Consider the following 19,471-nt stretch of genomic DNA (forward strand, 5'->3'; position numbering starts at 1 on the left):
GCCCTCACGGGCGGCGGTTTTGTTTTACCCCGGCGCAGCGCAAGAAAAAGCCCGGCTCAGCGAGCCGGGCTTTTTTGACGTCACGATTGCGCGCTGGCCTACTCCGCCGCGACCACGCTGCGCTTGAGGTCTTGAGCGGGCTTCAGGGCATCGGAGATCTGGAACGCCATTTCCAGCGCCTGGTCAGCGTTCAGGCGCGGATCGCAATGGGTGTGATACCGGCTCGACAGATCCGCTTCAGACAGATGCCCGGCGCCGCCGACGCATTCAGTCACGTCCTGGCCGGTCATCTCGAAATGCACCCCGCCCGGCTCGGCGTCTTCAGCGCGCAAGACTTCGATGAAGGTGCGTAACTCAGAGAGCACCTTGTCGAAATCGCGAGTTTTATAGCCATTGGCCGCCTTGTGGGTGTTGCCGTGCATCGGGTCACACGACCAGATCACATTGCGCCCTTCAGACTGGACCTTGCGCACCAAAGGCAGCAGGCCGTCGGCCACCTTGTCCGCGCCCATTCGCACATACAAGATCAAACGCCCGGCCTCATCACGCGGATTGAGCACGTCGATCAGACGGATCAGCTCGTCAGGATCAAGCGTCGGGCCGCATTTGAGCCCGATCGGGTTTTCCAGCCCGCGCATGAATTCCACATGGGCATGGTCAGGTTGACGCGTCCGGTCGCCGATCCACAGCAGATGCGCGCTGGTGTCATACCAGCGGCCCGAATTGCTCTCCATCCGGGTCATCGCCTGCTCAAACGGCAGGTGCAGCGCTTCGTGGGAGGTAAAGAAATCCACCCCTTCCAGCGACGGCGCACCGTCGGGCGTCACGCCGCAAGCGCGCATGAAGGCCAAAGCCTCGCCGATACGGTCGGCATATTCCTGATAGCGCTCGCCCGCCGGGCTGCCCGCCAGGAAATCCAGCGTCCACTGGTGCACATTGTGCAGGTCGGCATAACCGCCCGACGCCAACGCTCGCAGCAGGTTCAGCGTCGCCGCAGACTGGTCGTAAGCGCGGACCAGACGTTCGGGATCGGGCACGCGCGCCTCTTCGGTGAAGGCCATGTCATTGACGGAATCGCCGCGATAGCTGGGCAGGGTCACCCCGTCGATGGTTTCTGAATCCGACGAACGCGGCTTGGCGAACTGGCCGGCGATGCGGCCCACTTTCACCACCGGCTTGGCGCTGGCGAAGGTCATCACCACCGCCATTTGCAGCAGCACGCGGAAGGTGTCGCGCACGGTTTCGGCGGAGAACTCCTTGAAGCTCTCGGCGCAATCACCGCCCTGCAGCAAGAAGGCCTGGCCCGCGGACACATTGGCGAGCTGGCTTTTCAACCGACGCACCTCGCCGGCAAAGACCAGCGGCGGGCGCTTGGCGAGCTCGGATTCCACCCAATAAAGCTTATCCATATCGGGATAAGTCGGTAATTGCTTACCGGGTTTGGATCTCCAGCTCTCAGGGCTCCACACAGTCATGGCCTTCGCCTTTCTAGAATTTGGCCGGACATATTAGCGGCGATTGTGCAATGCAGTAAGCCCCGAGTGTAAGCCAGCGGGGCATACTGTATCGTAAACACCACAATTATCGTCTCAGTTGAATTATTTTCTCGGGCGCCCTTTATTGGGGAACTGCATCTTCAACAGGCCACGGGACGATCTCATGACCATCACCATCACAAGCATCTCTCATCAATCAGGCGCCATTTTCACCGCACAATTCACGGTGACCGGCGGCAGCCTCACGCATTCAGAACTGGCAGTCGAATTCCAGTCGGACGCCAGCAAAAGCTTCGCAGACGTCCAGGCTGACGCCTTGAGCGCCGCCACCAAAGCCTTGCAAAGCTAAAGTCCTTACTGAATTGCGCGTGGCTATTGCGCGGCGCGCAATTCAGGCGGGATCCATTTTTCCTTCATGGTGACCAATTCCTCAGCCACGCTGGGATGGACGGCGCAGGTTTCGTCAAACTGGGATTTGGTCAGCCCGGCCTTCACTGCAATGCCCACCGCCTGAATGATTTCAGGGCTGTCATCGCCCACAAGATGCACGCCGATGACCACCTGGTCGGAGGCGCGCACGATCAACTTCATCATCATCCGGTCAGGATGATCGGTGATGATCCCCTTCATGGGGCGGAACTGGGATTTGTAGATATCCACTTCGCCATATTGCTTGCGCGCTTCCGCTTCGGTCAGCCCCACCGTGCCTACGGGCGGCTGGGTGAAGACGGCGCTGGCGATGGTCGAATGATCATAGGCGTTGGGTTTGTCGCCATAGACCGTATCCACAAAAGCGGCGCCTTCGCGGATCGCCACCGGGGTCAGATTGACCCGGTCGGTCACATCACCCACAGCGTAGATGTTGTCGACACTGGTCTTGGAATACGCATCGACCTTGATCGCGCCCTTATCATCGACTTCGACGCCGGCGGTCTCAAGCCCCAACCCTTTGGTGTAGGGGTCGCGTCCGATGGCGAAGACGACCTGATCCACATCCTCGATCACATCGCCATTTTTCAGCGAGACGCGCTTGGTGCCGGCGCTCTCATCGGTCAGTTCGATCTTGTCAAACACCGTATGAGTGATCACCCGCACGCCCGCCTCTTTCAGGCCTTCATGCACAGCGGTGCGCACATCATCGTCAAAGCCGCGCAGCACGGTCTCACCGCGATACACAAGGCAGGTTTCGACACCCAGACCCGCGAACACCTGGGCGAACTCCACCGCGATATACCCGCCGCCGGCAATCACAATGTGCTTGGGCAATTTGGGCAGGTGGAACAGCTCGTTTGAAGTGATCGCGTGCTCGACGCCAGGCAGGCTGTCATCCATGTTCGGCGCGCCGCCGACCGCGATCAGGATGTGTTTCGCCGTCACCGTCCGGTCCTGTTTGACCAGGCGGATCGTGTTGGGGCCTTCAAGTACAGCCCGGTCCTCGATCAGCTCAACGCCGGCGTTCGCGAGGTTGCGCGAATAAATGCCCGACAGCCGATCCACTTCGGCGTTCATGGTGTCACGGAATTTCGGCCAGTTAAAGCTCGGCGCGCCCACATCCCAGCCATAAGCCTTGGCCTGCTTGAAGCTTTTGGAGAAGCTCGAGGCGTAGACCATGAATTTCTTGGGCACGCAGCCACGGATCACGCAGGTGCCGCCGGGACGATATTCCTCGGCGACGGCGACTTTCTTGCCCTTCATGGCGCTCAGGCGGGATGCGCGCACCCCGCCAGACCCCGCGCCAATGGTGAACAGGTCATAGTCAAACTCGTGATCGGCCATTGCGCGCCCTTTTCGTGATTCACTCAGATCTGCATGCCTATGTGTGCTTGCATACCGGATAGGTCAAATCACACGGGTGCGGAAGATGGGGAAACCGCTTACTCCGCCATGATAGCGTCAATCTGCGGCAGAGCCTCGTCGTAGGCAGACTGAGCCAATTGTTGTCCAGCAATCACGCCAAGCCGTGAAATGCGCTCGGACATGAACATATATTTCTGGCCCAGTTCGGAATCGAAGAAGGCATTGAGCTCCTCAAGCTCTTCATACGTAAAATTCCGCGCATAGGCGTCTGCAGTCGCTTCGACGATGGCGGAACGATTGGACCTCAACATATCAGTCATGAGTTGCACGGCCTGCTCAATCTGTTCATCTGACGCAGCTGAGTATTCCTGCCGGAACGAAGGCTCAAGGGTCTGGACCATGGAATCCAGGATCTGATCGGTCAGCATATCCGCTTTGATCAACCTGACCGTTTGTTGAGCAATCTCCAGGCTGCGTTCATCAATCTCGGCAGTGTCTTGCGCCGAAACCGGCGTCGTCAGGGCCACCATAAACACGGTGAGACAAACAAATCGAACCATAGTTCCCTCTCAGACAGAATTGCACACTCGAACCCGGACACGCTTGCATCTAACATCGTGTCGCGAAGGAATATAACTCTCGTGTCAGACACTTTGGAATAAGGTTTCCCCAGCTTGTGACAGAAATAGCTGCTCAACCTCATGCCGGTCATCGCGACCGGCTGCGCGCACGGTTCTCTGAAGCCGGCGGTCAGGGCCTGGCCGATTACGAACTTTTAGAGCTGGCGCTGTTTCGCTCCATCCCGCGGCGCGACGTCAAACCGCTGGCGAAGGCTTTGATCGCCCGCTTCGGGAGCTTGGGCGGGGTCTGCGCGGCGGAACTGCACCAGCTCAAGGATATCAAGGGCGTGTCGGAAAAGACCGCGCTCGACCTCAAACTGCTCGAAGCCTTGGCCGTGCGCATGGCGCGTGAACAGGTGGTGGGGCGTCCGGTCCTCTCCAGCTGGTCCGCCTTGCTTGATTACCTACGCACGGCGCTCCAGCATGCCTCCACCGAGCAGTTCCGGGTTTTGTATCTCGACAAGAAGAACCGCCTGGTCGGCGATGAGCATCAGGCGCGCGGCACGGTGGATCACGCGCCCGTCTATCCGCGTGAAGTGGTCAAGCGCGCCCTGGCGCTGGACGCCAGCGCCCTGATCCTGGTGCACAACCATCCCAGCGGCGACCCGACGCCGTCTCACGCCGACATCGAAATGACCAAGCTGGTGATCAGCGCCGCCAAACCCTTCAACATCGTGGTCCATGACCATCTGGTGATCGGACGCGAACGGACCGCGAGCTTTAAAAGTTTGGGATTGCTGTGAGCGATGACGCGCTAGCGCCGAGCTAGGCCTGCGGCTTGGCGGGCTCCCACAGTTCGATCTTGACCCCGTCAGGGTCCATCAGCCAGGCAAAACGCCCATAGTCGAACTTTTGCGGTTCACCGATCAAGGCGACACCCGCCGCCTTGATCCGCGACAACAAGCCGTCAAGATCCTCGACGATCAGATTCACCATAAAGGCCTGCTTTGACGGGGCGAAATAGTCAGATCCGTCTTCAAAGCGGGCGAAGATGGTGCGCGCGCCGTCGGCAAATGTTTCGGCTGTGACGGAATGGGAAAAGTCAAAACCCCCATAAGAATTTAGCTCAAGGCCCAACACCTCTTGATACCATTGCTTAGCCGCGTCAGGATCAGTCGACTGAACGAATACGCCGCCTACGCCCAATACTGGCATGTCGGTCTCCTTCTTAACCTTGTCTCACGGTGACCCATGCCTTCCGCCTCGTCCAATTTTTTCACCCATCTTGAGTGCTCGATGACGGGGGCGCGGATCGAGTCTGACCAGCCGCACAACCTCTCCCCGGAGGGCTGGCCGCTTCTGGCGCGCTATGATCTCGCAACGATGAAGGGCCGGCTTGACCGCGACGCCATCGCGGCGCGCTCCGCCATGGATCATCCCGGTTTCTGGAAATGGCGCGAGCTGTTGCCCGTCGCCAATGATGAGGACGTCGTGTCGCTGGGCGAAGTGGACACGCCCCTGATCGACGCCACAGGCATAGCGGCGCAGATCGGCGCGTCGGGGCGCCTGTGGGTCAAGGATGAAGGCCGCCTGCCGACGGGGAGTTTCAAGGCGCGCGGACTGGCGCTGGCGGTGTCCATGGCGAAGTCCTATGGCGTTCAAACCATGGCCATGCCCACGAACGGCAATGCCGGCGCGGCGCTGTCCGCCTATGGCGCACGCGCCGGGATGACGACCTATTCCTTCTGCCCGGAAGACACCCCGGACGTGAATGTGCGCGAGATCGCCGCGCAGGGCGGCAAGGTGTTTCGCGTCAACGGCTTGATCCATCAGTGCGGCGCGATTGTCGGCGCGCTCAAAGAGCAGATGGGCTGGTTTGACGTCTCCACCTTGAAAGAGCCCTATCGGATCGAGGGCAAGAAGACGATGGGGATCGAGCTGGCCTGGCAATTGGGCTGGAAGCTCCCCGACGCGATCTTCTATCCCACCGGCGGCGGCACCGGCCTGATCGGCATGTGGAAAGCCTTTGATGAAATGGAACAGCTGGGCTGGATCGGCTCAGAGCGTCCCAAGATGTTCGCCGTCCAGGCCGAAGGCTGCGCCCCCATCGTCAAGGCCTATGAAGCCGGCGAAGAGCATGCGCCGGAATGGCTGGACGCGCACACTTTCGCGGCGGGCATTCGCGTGCCGAAAGCCATTGGCGATTTCCTGATCCTGCGCGCGGTGCGCGAAAGCGAAGGCGCCGCGCTGTCCGTCAGCGAAGACCAGATCGAAGCGGCGCGGCAATTGTGTGGAGGTGAGGATGGCCTGTTGCTGTGTCCTGAAGGCGCCGCGACACTGGCGGCTTGCCAATCCGCGCTGGAGCGCGGCCTGGTGGAGCGCGACTCAGACATAGTGCTGTTTAATTGCGGCTCGGGCCTGAAATACACGCTGCCTGATCCAAAACGCTCTCTGGATCGTAAAAAGCCCATCACACCGGACATGCTTAAGGGCTGACTTGAAAGACTGAATCCGCTTCACTGAATCGTAATGCACACGAGCCTTTAACTGCATCATCTGCCTGTCGCATAACCCCGGCCTCTCTGATTCGAGCCTAAGGGACCGCCATGAGCACCCCAGCGCCTTTCACCGCCAAACGGCCGGCCGCCCGGAACGCCTGGACCGCGCTCGGTGTTTTGCTCGTGGTCTATCTGGTCAACTTTATGGACCGTCAGATCTTTGCGGTGCTCCAGGAAGAGTTCCGGGTCGATCTCAATCTCAGCGACTCCCAGCTCGCTCTACTGGGCGGGACAGCCTTTGCGCTGTTTTACGCCACGCTGGGCATCCCCATCGCCATCCTGGCCGACCGCACAAACCGCGTCCGTTTGATCGCGGCGGCCTGTGTGGTGTGGAGCGTGTTCACCGCCCTTTCGGGCCTCGCCAGCAATTTCGTCCAAATGCTGCTGGCGCGGATCGGCGTCGCCTCGGGCGAAGCGGGCGGCGTCTCGCCCTCTTATTCCGTCCTCTCTGACTATTTCCCGCCCTCAAAGCGCGCCTTCGCCATCGGCTTGTTCTCGATCGGCGCGCCCTTGGGGCTCACAGCCGGTTCAGCGCTGGGCGCCTTTATCGCCGACGCCTTGAACTGGCGTTGGGCGTTCATTCTGGTGGGACTGCCGGGCGTCTTGCTGGCGCTGGTGCTGTTGGTTCTGGTCAAGGAACCCAAGCGCGGCGTGTTCGACACCGATGCCTTGCGCGCCCAGAAAGCCAATGCCCTTGGCGCCTTGAAACTCGTGTTCGCCACGCCGTCTCTGCGCCTGTTCACGGCCGCCGCCGCGGTGACCTCGTTTGCGGGCTATAGCCTGTATCAATGGGCGCCCTCTTTTCTGATCCGCTCCCAAGGCATGACATTGGAAGAAGTGGGCGCCGGCCTGTCGCCTCTGTTCGCTCTGGGACTGATCGGCTCGGTGGCGGGCGGCTGGATGGCGGACCGGGTCGGACCGGGACGCCCGGAAGCCTATGGGGTCATTCCAGGCGTCACCTTGCTTCTGACCGTGCCGTTTTTTCTTGGCGGGCTGATGGCGCAAGACGGCCAGACCACCTTGCTGTTTTCGCCATCCCCTTGCTGCTCAGCTATGCCTGGATCGGGCCAGGCCTCGCCGCCACACAGACAATGACCCCGCCCGCCTCTCGCGCGGCGGTGGCGGCGATCATCGGCTTCTTCAACAATTTGATCGGGATCGGCCTCGGTCCGCTGGCCGTCGGCGCCCTGTCAGACGCGCTGCGCCCGCATTACGGCGAGGGCGAAGCGCTGCGTCTGGCCCTGATGGCGGGCAGCTCGGCCTTTGCTCTGGCGGCGGTTTTGTTCGTGGCGGCGGGCTATGCGCTCAAGCGCGATCTGAAGCGGCGCACTTGACGTGGCGGGCCGGTTGGCGCTGTTTGCGCGCAAACCCGCCCCTTTCGTCAGACGTGAGAGCCGCGCCCCATGATCCCTCGCTATACCCGGCCGGAAATGGCCGATATCTGGTCCCCGCAATCAAAATACCGCATCTGGTTCGAGATCGAGGCTCACGCCACCGACAAGCTGGCCGAGCTGGGCGTGGTGCCTGCTGACGCCGCCCAAGCGGTCTGGAAAGCCAAGGATATGTCGTTCGACGTCGACCGCATCGACGAGATCGAACGTGAAGTGAAGCACGACGTCATCGCTTTCCTCACCCATCTGGCCGAGCTTGTGGGCGAAGACGCCCGCTTCGTCCACCAGGGGCTGACCAGCTCGGACGTTCTGGACACCTGCCTCGCCGTGCAGCTCAAGCGCGCCTCTGATCTGCTGCTTGCGGGCATGGACCGGGTGCTGGCGGCGCTGAAAAAGCGCGCTTTCGAGCACAAGATGACCGCCTGTATCGGCCGCAGCCATGGCATCCACGCCGAACCCACCACGATGGGGCTGAAATTCGCGCGCTTCTACGCCGAGTTTGACCGCAATCGCGCCCGTCTGGTGCAGGCGCGCGAAGAGATCGCCACTTGCGCCATTTCCGGCGCCATCGGCACCTACGCCAACGTGAACCCGGCGGTGGAAGCTCATGTGGCCGACGCAATGGATCTGAACGTGGAGCCGATCTCCACCCAGGTCATCCCGCGCGACCGTCATGCAGCGTTCTTCGCCACGCTCGGCCTGATCGCCTCCGCGATTGAGAATGTGGCCGTGGAAGTGCGCCATTTGCAGCGCTCGGAAGTGCGCGAGGCGCAGGAGTTCTTCTCCAAGGGTCAGAAAGGCTCGTCGGCCATGCCGCACAAGCGCAATCCGATCCTGACCGAAAACCTCACCGGTCTCGCGCGTCTGGTGCGCTCGGCGGTGGTTCCGGCCATGGAGAACGTCGCGCTCTGGCATGAACGCGACATCTCACACTCGTCCGTGGAACGCGGCATCGGCCCGGACGCCACCGCGCATCTGGATTTCGCCCTGCACCGCACCGCCTCGATGATTGAAGGCCTGATCGTGCATGAGGATCGCTGCCGGGAGAACCTTGAGACCTATGGCGGCATTCACAACTCCCAGCGCGTTCTGCTCGCCCTGACCCAGGCCGGCGCCTCGCGTGAGGATTCCTATCGCCTCGTCCAGCGCAATGGCATGAAAACCTGGGATGAAGGCGGCAAGCTGGTCGAACACCTCAAAGCGGACGAAGGCGTAACCGCGCTCTTGTCTGATGACCAGATCGAAGCCTGCTTTGACGAAACGTATCACTTCAAGCATGTGGACACGATCTTCGACCGCGTGTTCGGCGCGTCCTGATCTGCTCGCTGTGTTGTGAATGACGGATCTTGAGGCCGCGCCTAAACTGGCGCGGCCTTTTGGTTTAGGAGATCGAATGGGACGCCGTCTTCTTGCCGCTCTTTTCCTCATTCTGCTGCCCGCCTCCGCTGAGGCCGGGATCCGGATAGACGAACCGCGTCTCGTCGCCGCGCTGTTCCGGTCCAACTGGTGCGGCCCCTGCAAGGTGCTGGAGCCGCGCTATGAGGCGGTGATGGCTGATTACGCTGCGGCGCCGCTGGAACGCGTACGCTTTGACAGCTCTTTCGGGCGACGCGGCGCTCTGGCTCAGCGGGCGCGAGAGGAAGGCGTCAGCCAGGCGTACGAGGCGACCGCCGGGTCGACAGGCTTTGTGCTGCTGATCGACCGCGACACCGGAGACGTTCTGGCGCGCATCAGCATGGCGTATTCAGACGCAGACATACGCGGCGCGCTCGATCATGCCCTGCAGGTGATCGCCGACCGCGAAGCCTTCGGACTGTAAGCCGGACATGAAAACGGCGGCGCAGGGTGTGCGCCGCCGTTGCTCATTTCAAAGCAAAAGCGATTAGCCCTGGCGAACCTGCTCGCGGGCTTCATCAAGCAGCTGCTCCATCTTGTGACGAATCTGGTGATCGGTCTGCTCAATGCCGCGGGCGTCAAAATCGCCGCGCACCTTGCGGAAGACGTCTTCATGACCGGCTTCTTCGAAATCAGCTTTGACGACCTCTTTGCCATAGGCTTCGGCGTCGTCGCCGGTCAGGCCCATCAGCTCGGCGGCCCACAGTCCCAGAAGTTTGTTGCGGCGCGCAACCGCTTTGAACTCAAGCTCCTGATCGTGAGCGAATTTGTTTTCGAACGCGTTTTCGCGATCATCAAAACCTGACATGGCGGTGGTCCTTCAACCCCAGACATCAAAAACGACTGACCGAAGAGTTAGCCGTAGCGGGGCGGATTATCAATCGTGTAAGCCTGAGCGCAAACAGGCTTCAGCACAGATATTGATGTCAGCGCGCCCCTCGCGTATGTAGGCGCCTCGATAGCGGCCCGCGGCGACGGGCCGTTTCGCGTTTCTCATGGCATGGCCCAGGCGCGACGTCTCTGTTCCCAGCGACATCAAAGCGGGCTCACGCCCCACTCGCGCGCCGCAAAGCGCGCCCAAGCCGGAGCGAGGCCACGATGTCCCGCCGCAAGATGCTGTACGAAGGCAAAGCGAAAATCCTCTACGAGGGTCCCGAGCCGGGCACCGTCGTGGCCTATTTCAAGGATGACGCCACCGCCTTCAACGCCCAGAAAAAAGCCGTGCTCGAAGGCAAGGGCGTGCTCAACAACCGGATCTCCGAATACATCATGGAGCATTTGGGCCGGATGGGCATCCCCACCCACTTCATCAAGCGCTTGAATATGCGTGAGCAATTGCTGCGCGAAGTCGAGATCATTCCGCTGGAAGTGGTGGTGCGCAATGTGGCCGCCGGCTCCATCGCCAAGCGCTTCGGCCTGACCGAAGGCGACGCGCTGCCGCGCTCCATCGTCGAGTTCTATTACAAGAACGACGATCTGGAAGATCCGATGGTCGCCGAGGAACACGTCACCGCGTTCAACTGGGCCACCACCCAGGACATGGACGAGATGATCGCCATGGCGCTGCGGGTGAACGACTTCATGTCGGGCATGTTCGCCGCCGTCGGCATCCGCCTAGTGGACTTCAAGCTCGAATTTGGCCGCGTCTACGATCAGAACGACATGCCGCGGGTGATTCTCGCCGACGAGATCAGCCCTGACAGCTGCCGTCTGTGGGACGCCAACACCAATGAGAAGCTCGACAAGGACCGGTTCCGCCGCGATCTGGGCAATGTGACCGAAGCCTATGCCGAAGTCGCCCGCCGTCTGGGCATCATGAAAGAAAACGGTTCCGTCACCGAAGAGGGGTCTCCGGAATGAAAGCGCGCATTCACGTCTATCTCAAACCCGGCGTTCTGGACCCGCAAGGCCAGGCTGTCTCCAACTCGCTGAACCATCTGGGGTTTGACGAGGTTACGGGCGTGCGTCAGGGCAAGCTGATCGAGATTGATCTCAACACCGCCGACGCCGAGGAAGCCCAGCAACGCGTTTCTGAGATGTGCGACAAGCTGCTCGCAAATCCGGTCATCGAAAATTACGACATCGAGCTGAGCGCTTAGGCGCTGGCGTGCAAGAAGCGGACCTGACATGAAAACCGCCGTCATCGTCTTCCCCGGCTCGAACTGTGACCGCGACGCGGCCACGGCGATCGAAGCCGTCACCGGCCACGCGCCGGCCATGGTCTGGCATGAAGAGACCGAACTGCCTGAGGGGCTCGACTTCGTCATGGTCCCAGGCGGGTTTTCCTATGGCGATTATCTGCGCTCGGGCGCAGTGGCCGCGCGCTCGCCGATCGTCAATGACCTGAAAAAGAAAGCTGAAGCGGGCGTTCCCATGCTGGGCGTGTGCAACGGCTTTCAGATTCTGACCGAGGCCGGGCTTCTGGACGGCACGCTGATGCGCAACGCCTCGCTGCATTTTGTCTGCGAGAAAGCGCCGCTGCTAGTGGAGACGGCGAACACCCGCTTCACCCGCGGCTATGCCGACCGCAAGGAGATCGTCATCCCGGTCGCCCACCATGACGGCAATTATTTCGCCGATGAGGCGACGCTTGACCGGATCGAAGGCGAAGGCCAGGTGATCTTCCGCTACGCCAACAATCCTAACGGCTCCGCCCGCGACATCGCCGGCGTCACCAATGCGGCGGGCAATGTGCTGGGCATGATGCCCCACCCTGAACGCGCGGTGGACGCCGATCATGGCGGAACCGATGGACTGGCCCTGTTTGAAAGCGTGCTGGGGAAACTGTCATGAGCGAAGCTGTGAACCCGCGTTACGCCGAGGGCGTTACTGAAGAGATCGCTCGCGATCACGTCACCGCTGACGAGTACGAGATCATCCTCAAAGAGCTCGGCCGCGCGCCGAACCTTGTGGAGCTGGGCATTTTCTCGGTGATGTGGTCTGAGCACTGCTCATACAAATCCTCGCGCTTGCACCTGTCCAAATTCCCTACTTCGGGCGACAAGGTGATCTATGGCCCGGGCGAGAACGCCGGCGTCATCAATATTGGCGACGGCCAGGCCGCCATCTTCAAGATGGAGAGCCACAACCACCCCAGCTATATCGAGCCCTATCAGGGTGCGGCCACGGGCGTGGGCGGCATTCTGCGCGACGTCTTCACCATGGGCGCGCGCCCGGTGGCTCTGATGAACGCGCTGCGCTTTGGCGATCCCAAACATCCCAAAACCCGGCAACTGGTCGCGGGCGTCACCGCCGGCATTGGCGGCTACGGCAATTGCGTCGGCGTGCCGACGGTGGGCGGCGAGACCAATTTCGACAAGGGCTATAACGGCAATATCCTGGTGAACGCCATGGCTGTGGGCCTGGCTGATACCGACAAGATCTTCACCGCCGCCGCGCGTGAGCCTGAGTTCCCTGTGCTCTATGTGGGCGCGAAAACCGGCCGCGACGGCATTCACGGCGCCACCATGGCGTCGGCGGAATTTGGCGAAGGCTCTGAAGAGAACCGCCCGACCGTTCAGGTCGGCGATCCGTTCACCGAGAAAAAGCTGATCGAGGCCTGCCTTGAGCTGATGAGCGAAGACGCCATCAGCTCGATCCAGGATATGGGCGCGGCGGGCCTGACGTCTTCATCGGTGGAGATGGCCTCTTCGGGCGGCCTCGGGATCGAGCTTGATCTTGATCATGTGCCCCAGCGCGAAGAGAACATGACCGCCTATGAGATGATGCTGTCAGAATCCCAGGAACGGATGCTGATCATCATCAAGCCCGGCCGTGAGCATGTGGCCGAGCGTATCTTCCGCAAATGGGATCTGGATGTGGCGACCATCGGCAAGACCGCGCCCCATGGCCGACTTGTGCTGCGTCACAAGGGTGAGGTCGTCTGCGACCTGCCGCTCGATCCCATTGGCGAGAACGCGCCGAAATACGACCGCCCCTGGTTCCCGGCCGAAGCCCGCGGCTCCATCGATCCGCGCGAACTGCACCAGCCTGAACATCTGGGCGAAGTGCTGGCGAGCCTGATGGGCAGCCCGGACATGGCGTCCAAGCGCTGGATCTGGCGTCAGTATGACCGCCACGTCATGGCCGACACCGCCGCCAGCTCGGAAGATCCGTCCGACGCCGCCATCGTGCGCGTGCACGGCACGCAAAAAGCGCTGGCGATCACCACCGACTGCACGCCGCGCTATTGCTTTGCTGACCCGTTTGAAGGCGGCAAGCAGGCCGTGGCCGAAGCCTGGCGCAACCTCACCGCCGTGGGCGCCGATCCCATCGCCATCACCGATTGCCTGAACTTCGGCAACCCTGAGCGCCCCGAGATCATGGGCCAGTTCGTGGGCTGCGTGGAAGGCATGGCGGAAGCGTGCAAGGCGCTCGACTTCCCCGTCGTGTCCGGCAATGTCTCGCTCTATAACGAGACCGACGGCGTCGCCATTCCGCCCACCCCGGCGGTGGGCGCCGTGGGCCTGATCCCCGATATCAACCAGCGCATGGGCTATGGCGGCCTGAAAGAGGGTCAGGTGCTGCTGCTGGTGGGTGAAACCCGCGGCGAGCTGGGCGCCTCGCTCTATCTGCGCGAGATCGAGAACCAGGAAAAAGGCGCGTCGCCGCGCGTGGACCTGGCGGTTGAAAAGCGCAATGGCGATTTTGTCCGCGAGACTATCCGCAAAGGTCACGCCCAGGCGGTGCATGACCTGTCAGATGGCGGGCTGGCGTGCGCCGCCGCTGATATGGCGATGGCGGCGGGCGTCGGCGTCAAGCTGGCTTATACGGGCGGCTTGCCCGTGTTCGCCTGGATGTTCGGCGAGGATCAGGGCCGCTATCTGATCGCCGCTGACGCCGCAGACGCCGAAGCCATCCGCGCGAACGCCAAGACCGCGGACGTGCCGGTCGAGGTCGTGGGGCTGGCCGGCGGCCGCTTCATCTCGATCAATGGCGGCCATGCGGTGGATCTGATCCGCCTCAAACAGGCCCATGAAGGCTTCATGCCGGCCCTGATGGAGGGCGAACCCGAGGCGCGCGTCGCTGAGTAAGACAAACGATAGAGCCCACAAAAAAGGCCGGAGCATTTGCTCCGGCCTTTTTCATTTGACCCTGTCAGCGACTTAGCTGTGGCACTGAGCCAGCGCAGAATTGTGCGTGACCGCATCTTCACCGGCGGCCAGCGCAGCGGCGCGGGCGAAATCAGCGGCGGCGGCGGCATGATCGCCCGCCAGCCAGAAAGCGCCGCCACGGTTGGTATGGGCTTCCCAGCCTTCAGGATTGCGCTCGATAGCGTCTGCGCAGGCCTCAGCCGTGCCGGCATCGCCTTCATTGGCGAGCGCGGCGCACAGATTGACGGCGGCGGCGTTCTTGTTGCGGCTCGACGTGCCGGACTCCAGCGCTTCAGACGCAAAATGCGCCGCATTGCGCCAATCACCCCGATCAATGCGGCGCGCAGACTGGCGCACGTCAGAGTTCGGGCCGGACACGCCGACGAACATCGGCTCAGACGGGCAGTCCTGAGCCTGAGCGGAACCAAAAGCGGCGATCGCGAGTGCTGCGCCTGCGAAAACAGTACGAAGTGCCGTGGACATATCCATCTCCCTGATGAAACCCGGACATGCCTATACGTCCGCGATTGTGGATAATAGATAGGAACCTCACCGCAATTTGAAAAGTAAACACTGTTTATTTTTGTTATTATTTCATGACAGAGAACGATTGTTGCGTCGCATCAATCACTTGCGGCGTCCGACCGGGGCATCGTGTCTCTTTCAGGAGCACGCCTGGCCTTTTGACCGGCGGCGTTGAGCTCTCTCGCCCTCTTCCCCTGCCAGCCTTCATAGTCCGTGATCGCCGCCCTGCCATCCCTCAACGCCAGGTGCACCGTGAAACCACAGACGGGTTCAGACACTGAGTGGAACCTGACCTTGAAGCCGGACAAATCGCTGACTTGAGCGCCATGCTTGGCGCAGAAGTCAGGCAAAGCCTCACAATACAGCTGCACGGACTTCAGCAGCTGCGCCGATCCGCACGGTGAGCAGACGCCCGTCAGGAAATCGATATCGATGAAACTGTCTGGCTGGTCCCGAGCTTCGTCGTAGACCTCATTGCAGACACCAACCAGCAGCCCTACTCCGCTGGCGAAGGACGCCGCGAAGTTATGAGCCAGCGCGTTGTACTCAGCAAACTTCACTGGCCCTCCCCCTCGATTTAGCGGTCTGTCACCGCGTCCAGATCCGCATCAATGCGCTCGGCCAGCTCGACCGCCACGCTCACCGCGCTCAGGAAGAAGTCGGGATTGATGGTTTCAAACTCGTCTGTGGTCTGGTGATAGTGCTCATGATCCTCCACTCCGAGATAGAGGAAGGGAATGCCCGCGGCATGGAAGGCGCCCTGGTCTGACAACAGCGTCCAGTCATTGCGCGGATCGCCATCGGGCGCGTCGTACCCGGCCGCCAGCGTGATCGACGCGTCCTGAGCCACCGCCTCTACGATCGGGTGAAGCGCGGGCGTATGGTAGGGGCCCGCCGCCCAGATATCATTGTCGGGGCTATAGCCCAGCATGTCGAAATTGAGGTTGAAGACGACCGGCGCCGCGCCCTCGACCGGATTGGCGACCACTTCGCGGGCCCCGCGCAAGCCGCCCTCCTCGGCGTCGAACGCCATGATCAGGATGTCATGCTCGGGCGGGTTGGCGATGAAATGCTCCGCCACCGCCAGAAGCGCCGCGACGCCGGACGCATTATCGTCGGCGCCGTTGAAAATCTCGCCCTCATCGGTTCGCCCCACATGGTCGTAATGCGCGGTCACCGCGATGGCGCGGCTCCGGTCGCGGCCAGCAATAACGCCGATGACGTTCACGGCGTTGATGGTTTCTCGCGGAGAATTCTCATCACGAAAATCAATGGCGCGCTCAAAGCTGAAGGGCTGCTCGAAGCTGTCGCCGACTGGCTGAACGCCGATCTCGGTCAGGCGGTCGAGGATATAGGCGCGCGCGCGGGCATTGCCTTCGCTCTCGACCATCCGCCCTTTCATCTCGTCTGAGCTGATGACGCACAAATCCGCCCAAGGGGCCGGCTCCAGCCCCGCACAATCAGAGGCGGCGGGAACGGCCAGAGCCGTGGTCAACAGCAATGCGGACAGCAACATGGGCAGGTCTCCGTAATATCCCTGTGAAAGTCAGGGTTCCGGGCGCACCCGGTGTGATGGTATGGCTCAGACTAGCACTGCGCAGGAGAGACGCCATGCCTATGAATGCGGAAGACATTGTCAGTCTCATCAAGGAAGGCGTTCCCGGCGCCGAAGTCGAGATCACCGATCTCGCCGGCGATGGCGACCATTACAAGGCGGTGGTGATTTCGCCGGCGTTCGCCGGTCTGCCGCGCGTCCGGCAACACCAGATGGTCTATGCTGCGCTGAAAGGCCGGATGGGCGGCGAGCTGCATGCTCTGGCGCTGGAAACCCGTGCCCCGGGCTAGCGCGCCTGTCAGCAATTGAAACTCTTCGCTCCGCCCCCCATCTTGGGGCCAAGACGAACCATAAGGAATCCTCTCCATGTCCGACGCCGACACCCAGGAAGCGATCAAGAAAGCCGTCACCGAAAACGACGTGGTCCTGTTCATGAAGGGCACCCCCACCTTCCCGCAATGCGGGTTCTCCTCGGTGGTGGCCCGCGTTCTGGACCATGTGGGCGTGGAATACGCCGCGGTGAACGTGCTGGAAGACCATGCCGTGCGCGAAGGCGTCAAAGCCTATTCAGACTGGCCGACCATCCCCCAACTCTATGTGAAGGGCGAATTTGTCGGCGGCTGCGACATCATCAAGGAGATGTTTGAAGCGGGCGAGCTGCAACAGCTGATGAAAGACAAGGGTCTGGTGGAGGCGTGACCCGCTCCCGCCTGATCTGACGAACAAAACCCGTCTCCAACCGGAGACGGGTTTTTTCATGCCATCCGGCCAAAGAAAAAGCCCGCTGCGATGCAGCGGGCTTTTCTGTCTCGTCGTCCTCGAAAATTTACGAGGAGTAGAATTCGACGACCAGGTTCGGTTCCATCTTCACCGGGTACGGAACTTCGTTGAATTCCGGCTTGCGGCTGTAAGTGGCTTTCATGCCCTTGGCGTCGAGATCGAGGTAATCCGGCACGTCACGTTCCGGGCTGCCCAGCGCTTCGAGCACCAGCGCCATGGAGCGGGACTTTTCGCGCACTTCAACCACATCGCCCGGCTTGACCATGTAAGACGCGATGTTGACGCGCTTGCCGTTCACACGGACATGGCCGTGGTTGACGAACTGGCGCGCGGCGAAAACGGTCGGCACGAACTTGGCGCGATACACGATCGCATCCAGACGGCTTTCCAGCAGACCGATCAGGTTTTCGGCGGTGTTGCCGCGCAGGCGCTGCGCTTCGGTGTAGATGCGCTTGAACTGCTTCTCGGTGATGTTGCCGTAATAGCCTTTGAGCTTTTGCTTGGCGCGCAGCTGCAGACCGAAATCAGACAGCTTGCCGGCGCGGCGCTGGCCATGTTGACCCGGGCCGTAGGAGCGTTTGTTCACCGGGGATTTGGCGCGGCCCCAGATGTTTTCGCCCATGCGGCGGTCAATTTTGTATTTCTGCGAATGACGCTTTGACATAGTCTTTCCTTCTCGACGCGGCCCGGCTCTGATCCCTCAGCCAGAGCAATTGAAACGGCGGTCCACGCGTCGTCCGTTGCCATGAAAACAAAGCTCGTCCGGCAAGCCGGCGAGCGAGGGAAGCGCGGGTTATGAGCAAAGCGGCAGGCTGAGTCAATATTCGCGCTGTCGAGCGGACTGTCGCCAGAGGGTGAACACCGCGCTGGCGGCGCTCAAACCGCCGATCATTAAAGCCTGCAAGGCGAGGCGCGGCGCGCTGATTGCGCCCAGCATGTCCAGATCCAGCACGCAGCGCGCGCCTTCATAGCCATACCGCCCCAGCTGCGGGTCATAGACCGTACATCCGGAAAACACCGAGGCCTGAAACAGGCCCTGCGCCAACGCCCCCGCCATGCCCAGCATCACCAACGCCATCGCCAGCGCTGAACTTCGACTGCAAAGCGCCGTCACGAGCCCCAGATAGGCCGCCAGCATGTGAAGGTCGCCAAGCCCCGACGCATACCCCTGAAGGCCCAGAAACAAGGCGCTGAGCGTGAAGACAGGGAGGATGAAGGCCGGCGCCTGGGCCAAGGGCGGCAGAACGCGCCAGTTCAGCTCCCACCGCGCCAGAACTACACCCAGCAGTCCTAATGATAGCAAGCGCCAGCCGGGGCCTGGCAGAATGGCGGAAGCGCCGCCATGCGCTGAAAACGTCGCGAGCGTGGACCATAGACGCTCCGCGAAGCCGGGGCCCAGCACAGCTGTCATCTCGCTGGCGTCAGCACTGACAAGCGCATAGACAAGCCATCCCGTCCCGATGAGAAGCGCCAGGCTGAGCGCGAACACGCGCAGCACCAGCCATTCCGCGTCAAGCGCAGCCGCTTTGTGCAGCCGCCAGCTGCGCCATGCCAGATAACCGGCCAGCCCGATCCACAAGGTCACCAGCAGCGTGTTCGCCCAGACGCCCAGCCCCAATGCCAGTCCCAGAGCCAGGCTGGCGGACAGATCATTGCGTCGCGACAAGGCGATGAAGGCCGCGCAGGACAAAGCCGCGCAGCTCAGCCCCAACGCATCGCCGCCCACAGACGTCATCTGCGCGAAAAACTGGGGAAACATGAAAGGCCAGGCCGCCATGATCACCGCGCCATGTTCATTGACCAGACCGTGCCGAACGGCGGCTTCGACCGCGACAGCGAAACCCAGCATCGCAACCGACCACAAGATCAATCGGTAAAGCTGGACCTGCGCCTGCCAGCTCCAGTCCGACACCATCAAGCGAACCGGCGCCAGCACGACTTGCGTCAATGGCTTGGGCCCGGCGGCGACCGGTGAAATGAGCGGGTCTGACAGCTGCCCCTGAGCCGCGTCATCCGGCGCAACCCGCAGCGCCGCCCAGCGCGCATACCCCGGACGCGCCTCGCTCTGCCAGGACGCCGGCCAAGGCCCGTCATAGGAGGCGATGTCAGACGGGAGCGGCGTTCCCTCTGCGACCCGGATCGCGCCGGTTTGCGAGAACTGGATCAGGGCTGCGAGTTGCTCCACCTCGCCCCGGCCTTCAAAGGCAGGCTGAAACAGTACAAGGCCCAGCCCCGCCATGAAGACGCCCAGCAAGAGGCGGCGTCGGGCGAGTCCCAGAACCAGATTAATCATGAAAAGAAGGGTGCGCCAGGCCTGCATG

General features: G+C 61.7%; 23 protein-coding genes. 13 read left to right on the forward strand and 10 right to left on the reverse strand.

The window, feature by feature from the left end:
• Positions 1-98: 98 nt before the first annotated feature.
• Positions 99-1,475, reverse strand: a complete 1,377-nt coding sequence (locus ACQ66J_RS02220) for a class II 3-deoxy-7-phosphoheptulonate synthase (protein WP_430430321.1) — start codon at positions 1,473-1,475, stop codon at positions 99-101.
• A 184-nt stretch (positions 1,476-1,659) separates the two neighbouring features.
• Here ACQ66J_RS02220 and ACQ66J_RS02225 point away from each other — a divergent pair, with 184 nt between their 5' ends.
• The gene (locus ACQ66J_RS02225; protein WP_430430322.1) at positions 1,660-1,845 is read left to right on the forward strand and encodes a hypothetical protein; all 186 of its coding nucleotides are present in this window, start codon (positions 1,660-1,662) and stop codon (positions 1,843-1,845) included.
• Between the two features lie 23 nt (positions 1,846-1,868).
• Here the strand turns inward: ACQ66J_RS02225 and gor are convergent, their stop codons facing one another.
• Together gor and ACQ66J_RS02235 are read right to left on the reverse strand one after the other, a co-directional pair.
• Positions 1,869-3,272: a glutathione-disulfide reductase gene (gene gor, locus ACQ66J_RS02230; RefSeq protein ID WP_430430323.1), complete on the reverse strand. Its 1,404-nt coding sequence runs from the start codon at positions 3,270-3,272 to the stop codon at positions 1,869-1,871.
• A 98-nt stretch (positions 3,273-3,370) separates the two neighbouring features.
• On the reverse strand, positions 3,371-3,853 hold the full coding sequence (locus ACQ66J_RS02235) for a DUF2059 domain-containing protein (protein ID WP_430430324.1): 483 nt from the start codon (positions 3,851-3,853) through the stop codon (positions 3,371-3,373).
• A gap of 98 nt (positions 3,854-3,951) precedes the next feature.
• On the opposite strand from ACQ66J_RS02235, the gene radC reads away from it, so the two are divergent.
• On the forward strand, positions 3,952-4,656 hold the full coding sequence (radC, locus tag ACQ66J_RS02240; protein ID WP_430432219.1) for a RadC family protein: 705 nt from the start codon (positions 3,952-3,954) through the stop codon (positions 4,654-4,656).
• Positions 4,657-4,678: 22 nt separating this feature from the next.
• Here the strand turns inward: radC and ACQ66J_RS02245 are convergent, their stop codons facing one another.
• On the reverse strand, positions 4,679-5,068 hold the full coding sequence (locus tag ACQ66J_RS02245) for a VOC family protein (protein WP_430430325.1): 390 nt from the start codon (positions 5,066-5,068) through the stop codon (positions 4,679-4,681).
• Positions 5,069-5,104: 36 nt separating this feature from the next.
• On the opposite strand from ACQ66J_RS02245, the gene ACQ66J_RS02250 reads away from it, so the two are divergent.
• From ACQ66J_RS02250 to ACQ66J_RS02270, 5 genes are all read left to right on the forward strand, one after another.
• The gene (locus tag ACQ66J_RS02250) at positions 5,105-6,349 is read left to right on the forward strand and encodes a threonine synthase (RefSeq protein WP_430430326.1); all 1,245 of its coding nucleotides are present in this window, start codon (positions 5,105-5,107) and stop codon (positions 6,347-6,349) included.
• A 110-nt stretch (positions 6,350-6,459) separates the two neighbouring features.
• A complete protein-coding gene (locus ACQ66J_RS02255) occupies positions 6,460-7,506 on the forward strand; it encodes a spinster family MFS transporter (protein WP_430430327.1) in 1,047 nt (348 codons plus the stop codon).
• Complete coding sequence (locus tag ACQ66J_RS02260) at positions 7,503-7,745, forward strand: hypothetical protein (protein WP_430430328.1); 243 nt, start codon at positions 7,503-7,505, stop codon at positions 7,743-7,745. Before ACQ66J_RS02255 ends, ACQ66J_RS02260 begins: the two co-directional genes overlap by 4 nt.
• A 69-nt stretch (positions 7,746-7,814) precedes the next feature.
• Positions 7,815-9,119: an adenylosuccinate lyase gene (purB, locus tag ACQ66J_RS02265; protein ID WP_430430329.1), complete on the forward strand. Its 1,305-nt coding sequence runs from the start codon at positions 7,815-7,817 to the stop codon at positions 9,117-9,119.
• A 76-nt stretch (positions 9,120-9,195) separates the two neighbouring features.
• Positions 9,196-9,621 (forward strand): thioredoxin family protein, encoded by a 426-nt coding sequence (locus ACQ66J_RS02270; protein WP_430430330.1) that lies wholly within the window; start codon positions 9,196-9,198, stop codon positions 9,619-9,621.
• Between the two features lie 63 nt (positions 9,622-9,684).
• Here the strand turns inward: ACQ66J_RS02270 and ACQ66J_RS02275 are convergent, their stop codons facing one another.
• Positions 9,685-10,005, reverse strand: coding sequence for a DUF1476 domain-containing protein (locus ACQ66J_RS02275; RefSeq protein WP_375548689.1), 321 nt, complete (start codon positions 10,003-10,005; stop codon positions 9,685-9,687).
• Between the two features lie 290 nt (positions 10,006-10,295).
• Between ACQ66J_RS02275 and purC the strand changes: the two genes are divergently transcribed.
• From purC to purL, 4 genes are read left to right on the forward strand one after another with little or no spacing between them, the layout of a single operon-like run.
• Entirely contained in the window at positions 10,296-11,057 is a 762-nt protein-coding gene (gene purC, locus ACQ66J_RS02280; protein WP_375548688.1) for a phosphoribosylaminoimidazolesuccinocarboxamide synthase, read from the forward strand.
• Positions 11,054-11,296 carry a phosphoribosylformylglycinamidine synthase subunit PurS gene (gene purS, locus ACQ66J_RS02285; protein WP_107712831.1) on the forward strand — a complete coding sequence of 81 codons (243 nt, stop codon included), beginning with the start codon at positions 11,054-11,056 and terminating at the stop codon, positions 11,294-11,296. The genes purC and purS overlap by 4 nt, the downstream gene beginning before the upstream one ends.
• 28 nt (positions 11,297-11,324) lie before the next feature.
• A complete protein-coding gene (purQ, locus tag ACQ66J_RS02290) occupies positions 11,325-11,990 on the forward strand; it encodes a phosphoribosylformylglycinamidine synthase subunit PurQ (protein WP_430430331.1) in 666 nt (221 codons plus the stop codon).
• Positions 11,987-14,230, forward strand: a complete 2,244-nt coding sequence (gene purL, locus ACQ66J_RS02295) for a phosphoribosylformylglycinamidine synthase subunit PurL (RefSeq protein ID WP_430430332.1) — start codon at positions 11,987-11,989, stop codon at positions 14,228-14,230. The genes purQ and purL overlap by 4 nt, the downstream gene beginning before the upstream one ends.
• A gap of 72 nt (positions 14,231-14,302) precedes the next feature.
• On the opposite strand, the gene ACQ66J_RS02300 is transcribed toward purL, so the two are convergent.
• The 3 genes from ACQ66J_RS02300 to ACQ66J_RS02310 form a co-directional block, all read right to left on the reverse strand.
• Positions 14,303-14,773 (reverse strand): hypothetical protein, encoded by a 471-nt coding sequence (locus ACQ66J_RS02300; protein WP_430430333.1) that lies wholly within the window; start codon positions 14,771-14,773, stop codon positions 14,303-14,305.
• A 140-nt stretch (positions 14,774-14,913) separates the two neighbouring features.
• Positions 14,914-15,375, reverse strand: a complete 462-nt coding sequence (locus ACQ66J_RS02305; RefSeq protein ID WP_375548684.1) for a hypothetical protein — start codon at positions 15,373-15,375, stop codon at positions 14,914-14,916.
• Between the two features lie 17 nt (positions 15,376-15,392).
• On the reverse strand, positions 15,393-16,331 hold the full coding sequence (locus tag ACQ66J_RS02310; protein WP_430430334.1) for a M20/M25/M40 family metallo-hydrolase: 939 nt from the start codon (positions 16,329-16,331) through the stop codon (positions 15,393-15,395).
• Positions 16,332-16,426: 95 nt separating this feature from the next.
• Between ACQ66J_RS02310 and ACQ66J_RS02315 the strand changes: the two genes are divergently transcribed.
• Entirely contained in the window at positions 16,427-16,660 is a 234-nt protein-coding gene (locus ACQ66J_RS02315) for a BolA family protein (protein ID WP_430430335.1), read from the forward strand.
• A gap of 76 nt (positions 16,661-16,736) precedes the next feature.
• On the forward strand, positions 16,737-17,069 hold the full coding sequence (gene grxD, locus ACQ66J_RS02320) for a Grx4 family monothiol glutaredoxin (RefSeq protein WP_430430336.1): 333 nt from the start codon (positions 16,737-16,739) through the stop codon (positions 17,067-17,069).
• A gap of 127 nt (positions 17,070-17,196) precedes the next feature.
• On the opposite strand, the gene rpsD is transcribed toward grxD, so the two are convergent.
• Both rpsD and ACQ66J_RS02330 read right to left on the reverse strand, forming a co-directional pair.
• Entirely contained in the window at positions 17,197-17,814 is a 618-nt protein-coding gene (gene rpsD / locus ACQ66J_RS02325; protein WP_375548679.1) for a 30S ribosomal protein S4, read from the reverse strand.
• A gap of 153 nt (positions 17,815-17,967) precedes the next feature.
• Positions 17,968-19,470, reverse strand: coding sequence for a hypothetical protein (locus ACQ66J_RS02330; protein ID WP_430430337.1), 1,503 nt, complete (start codon positions 19,468-19,470; stop codon positions 17,968-17,970).
• Position 19,471 lies beyond the last annotated feature (1 nt).

This window comes from Oceanicaulis sp., assembly GCF_965284345.1.
Classification (GTDB): Bacteria; Pseudomonadota; Alphaproteobacteria; order Caulobacterales; family Maricaulaceae; genus Oceanicaulis; species Oceanicaulis alexandrii_A.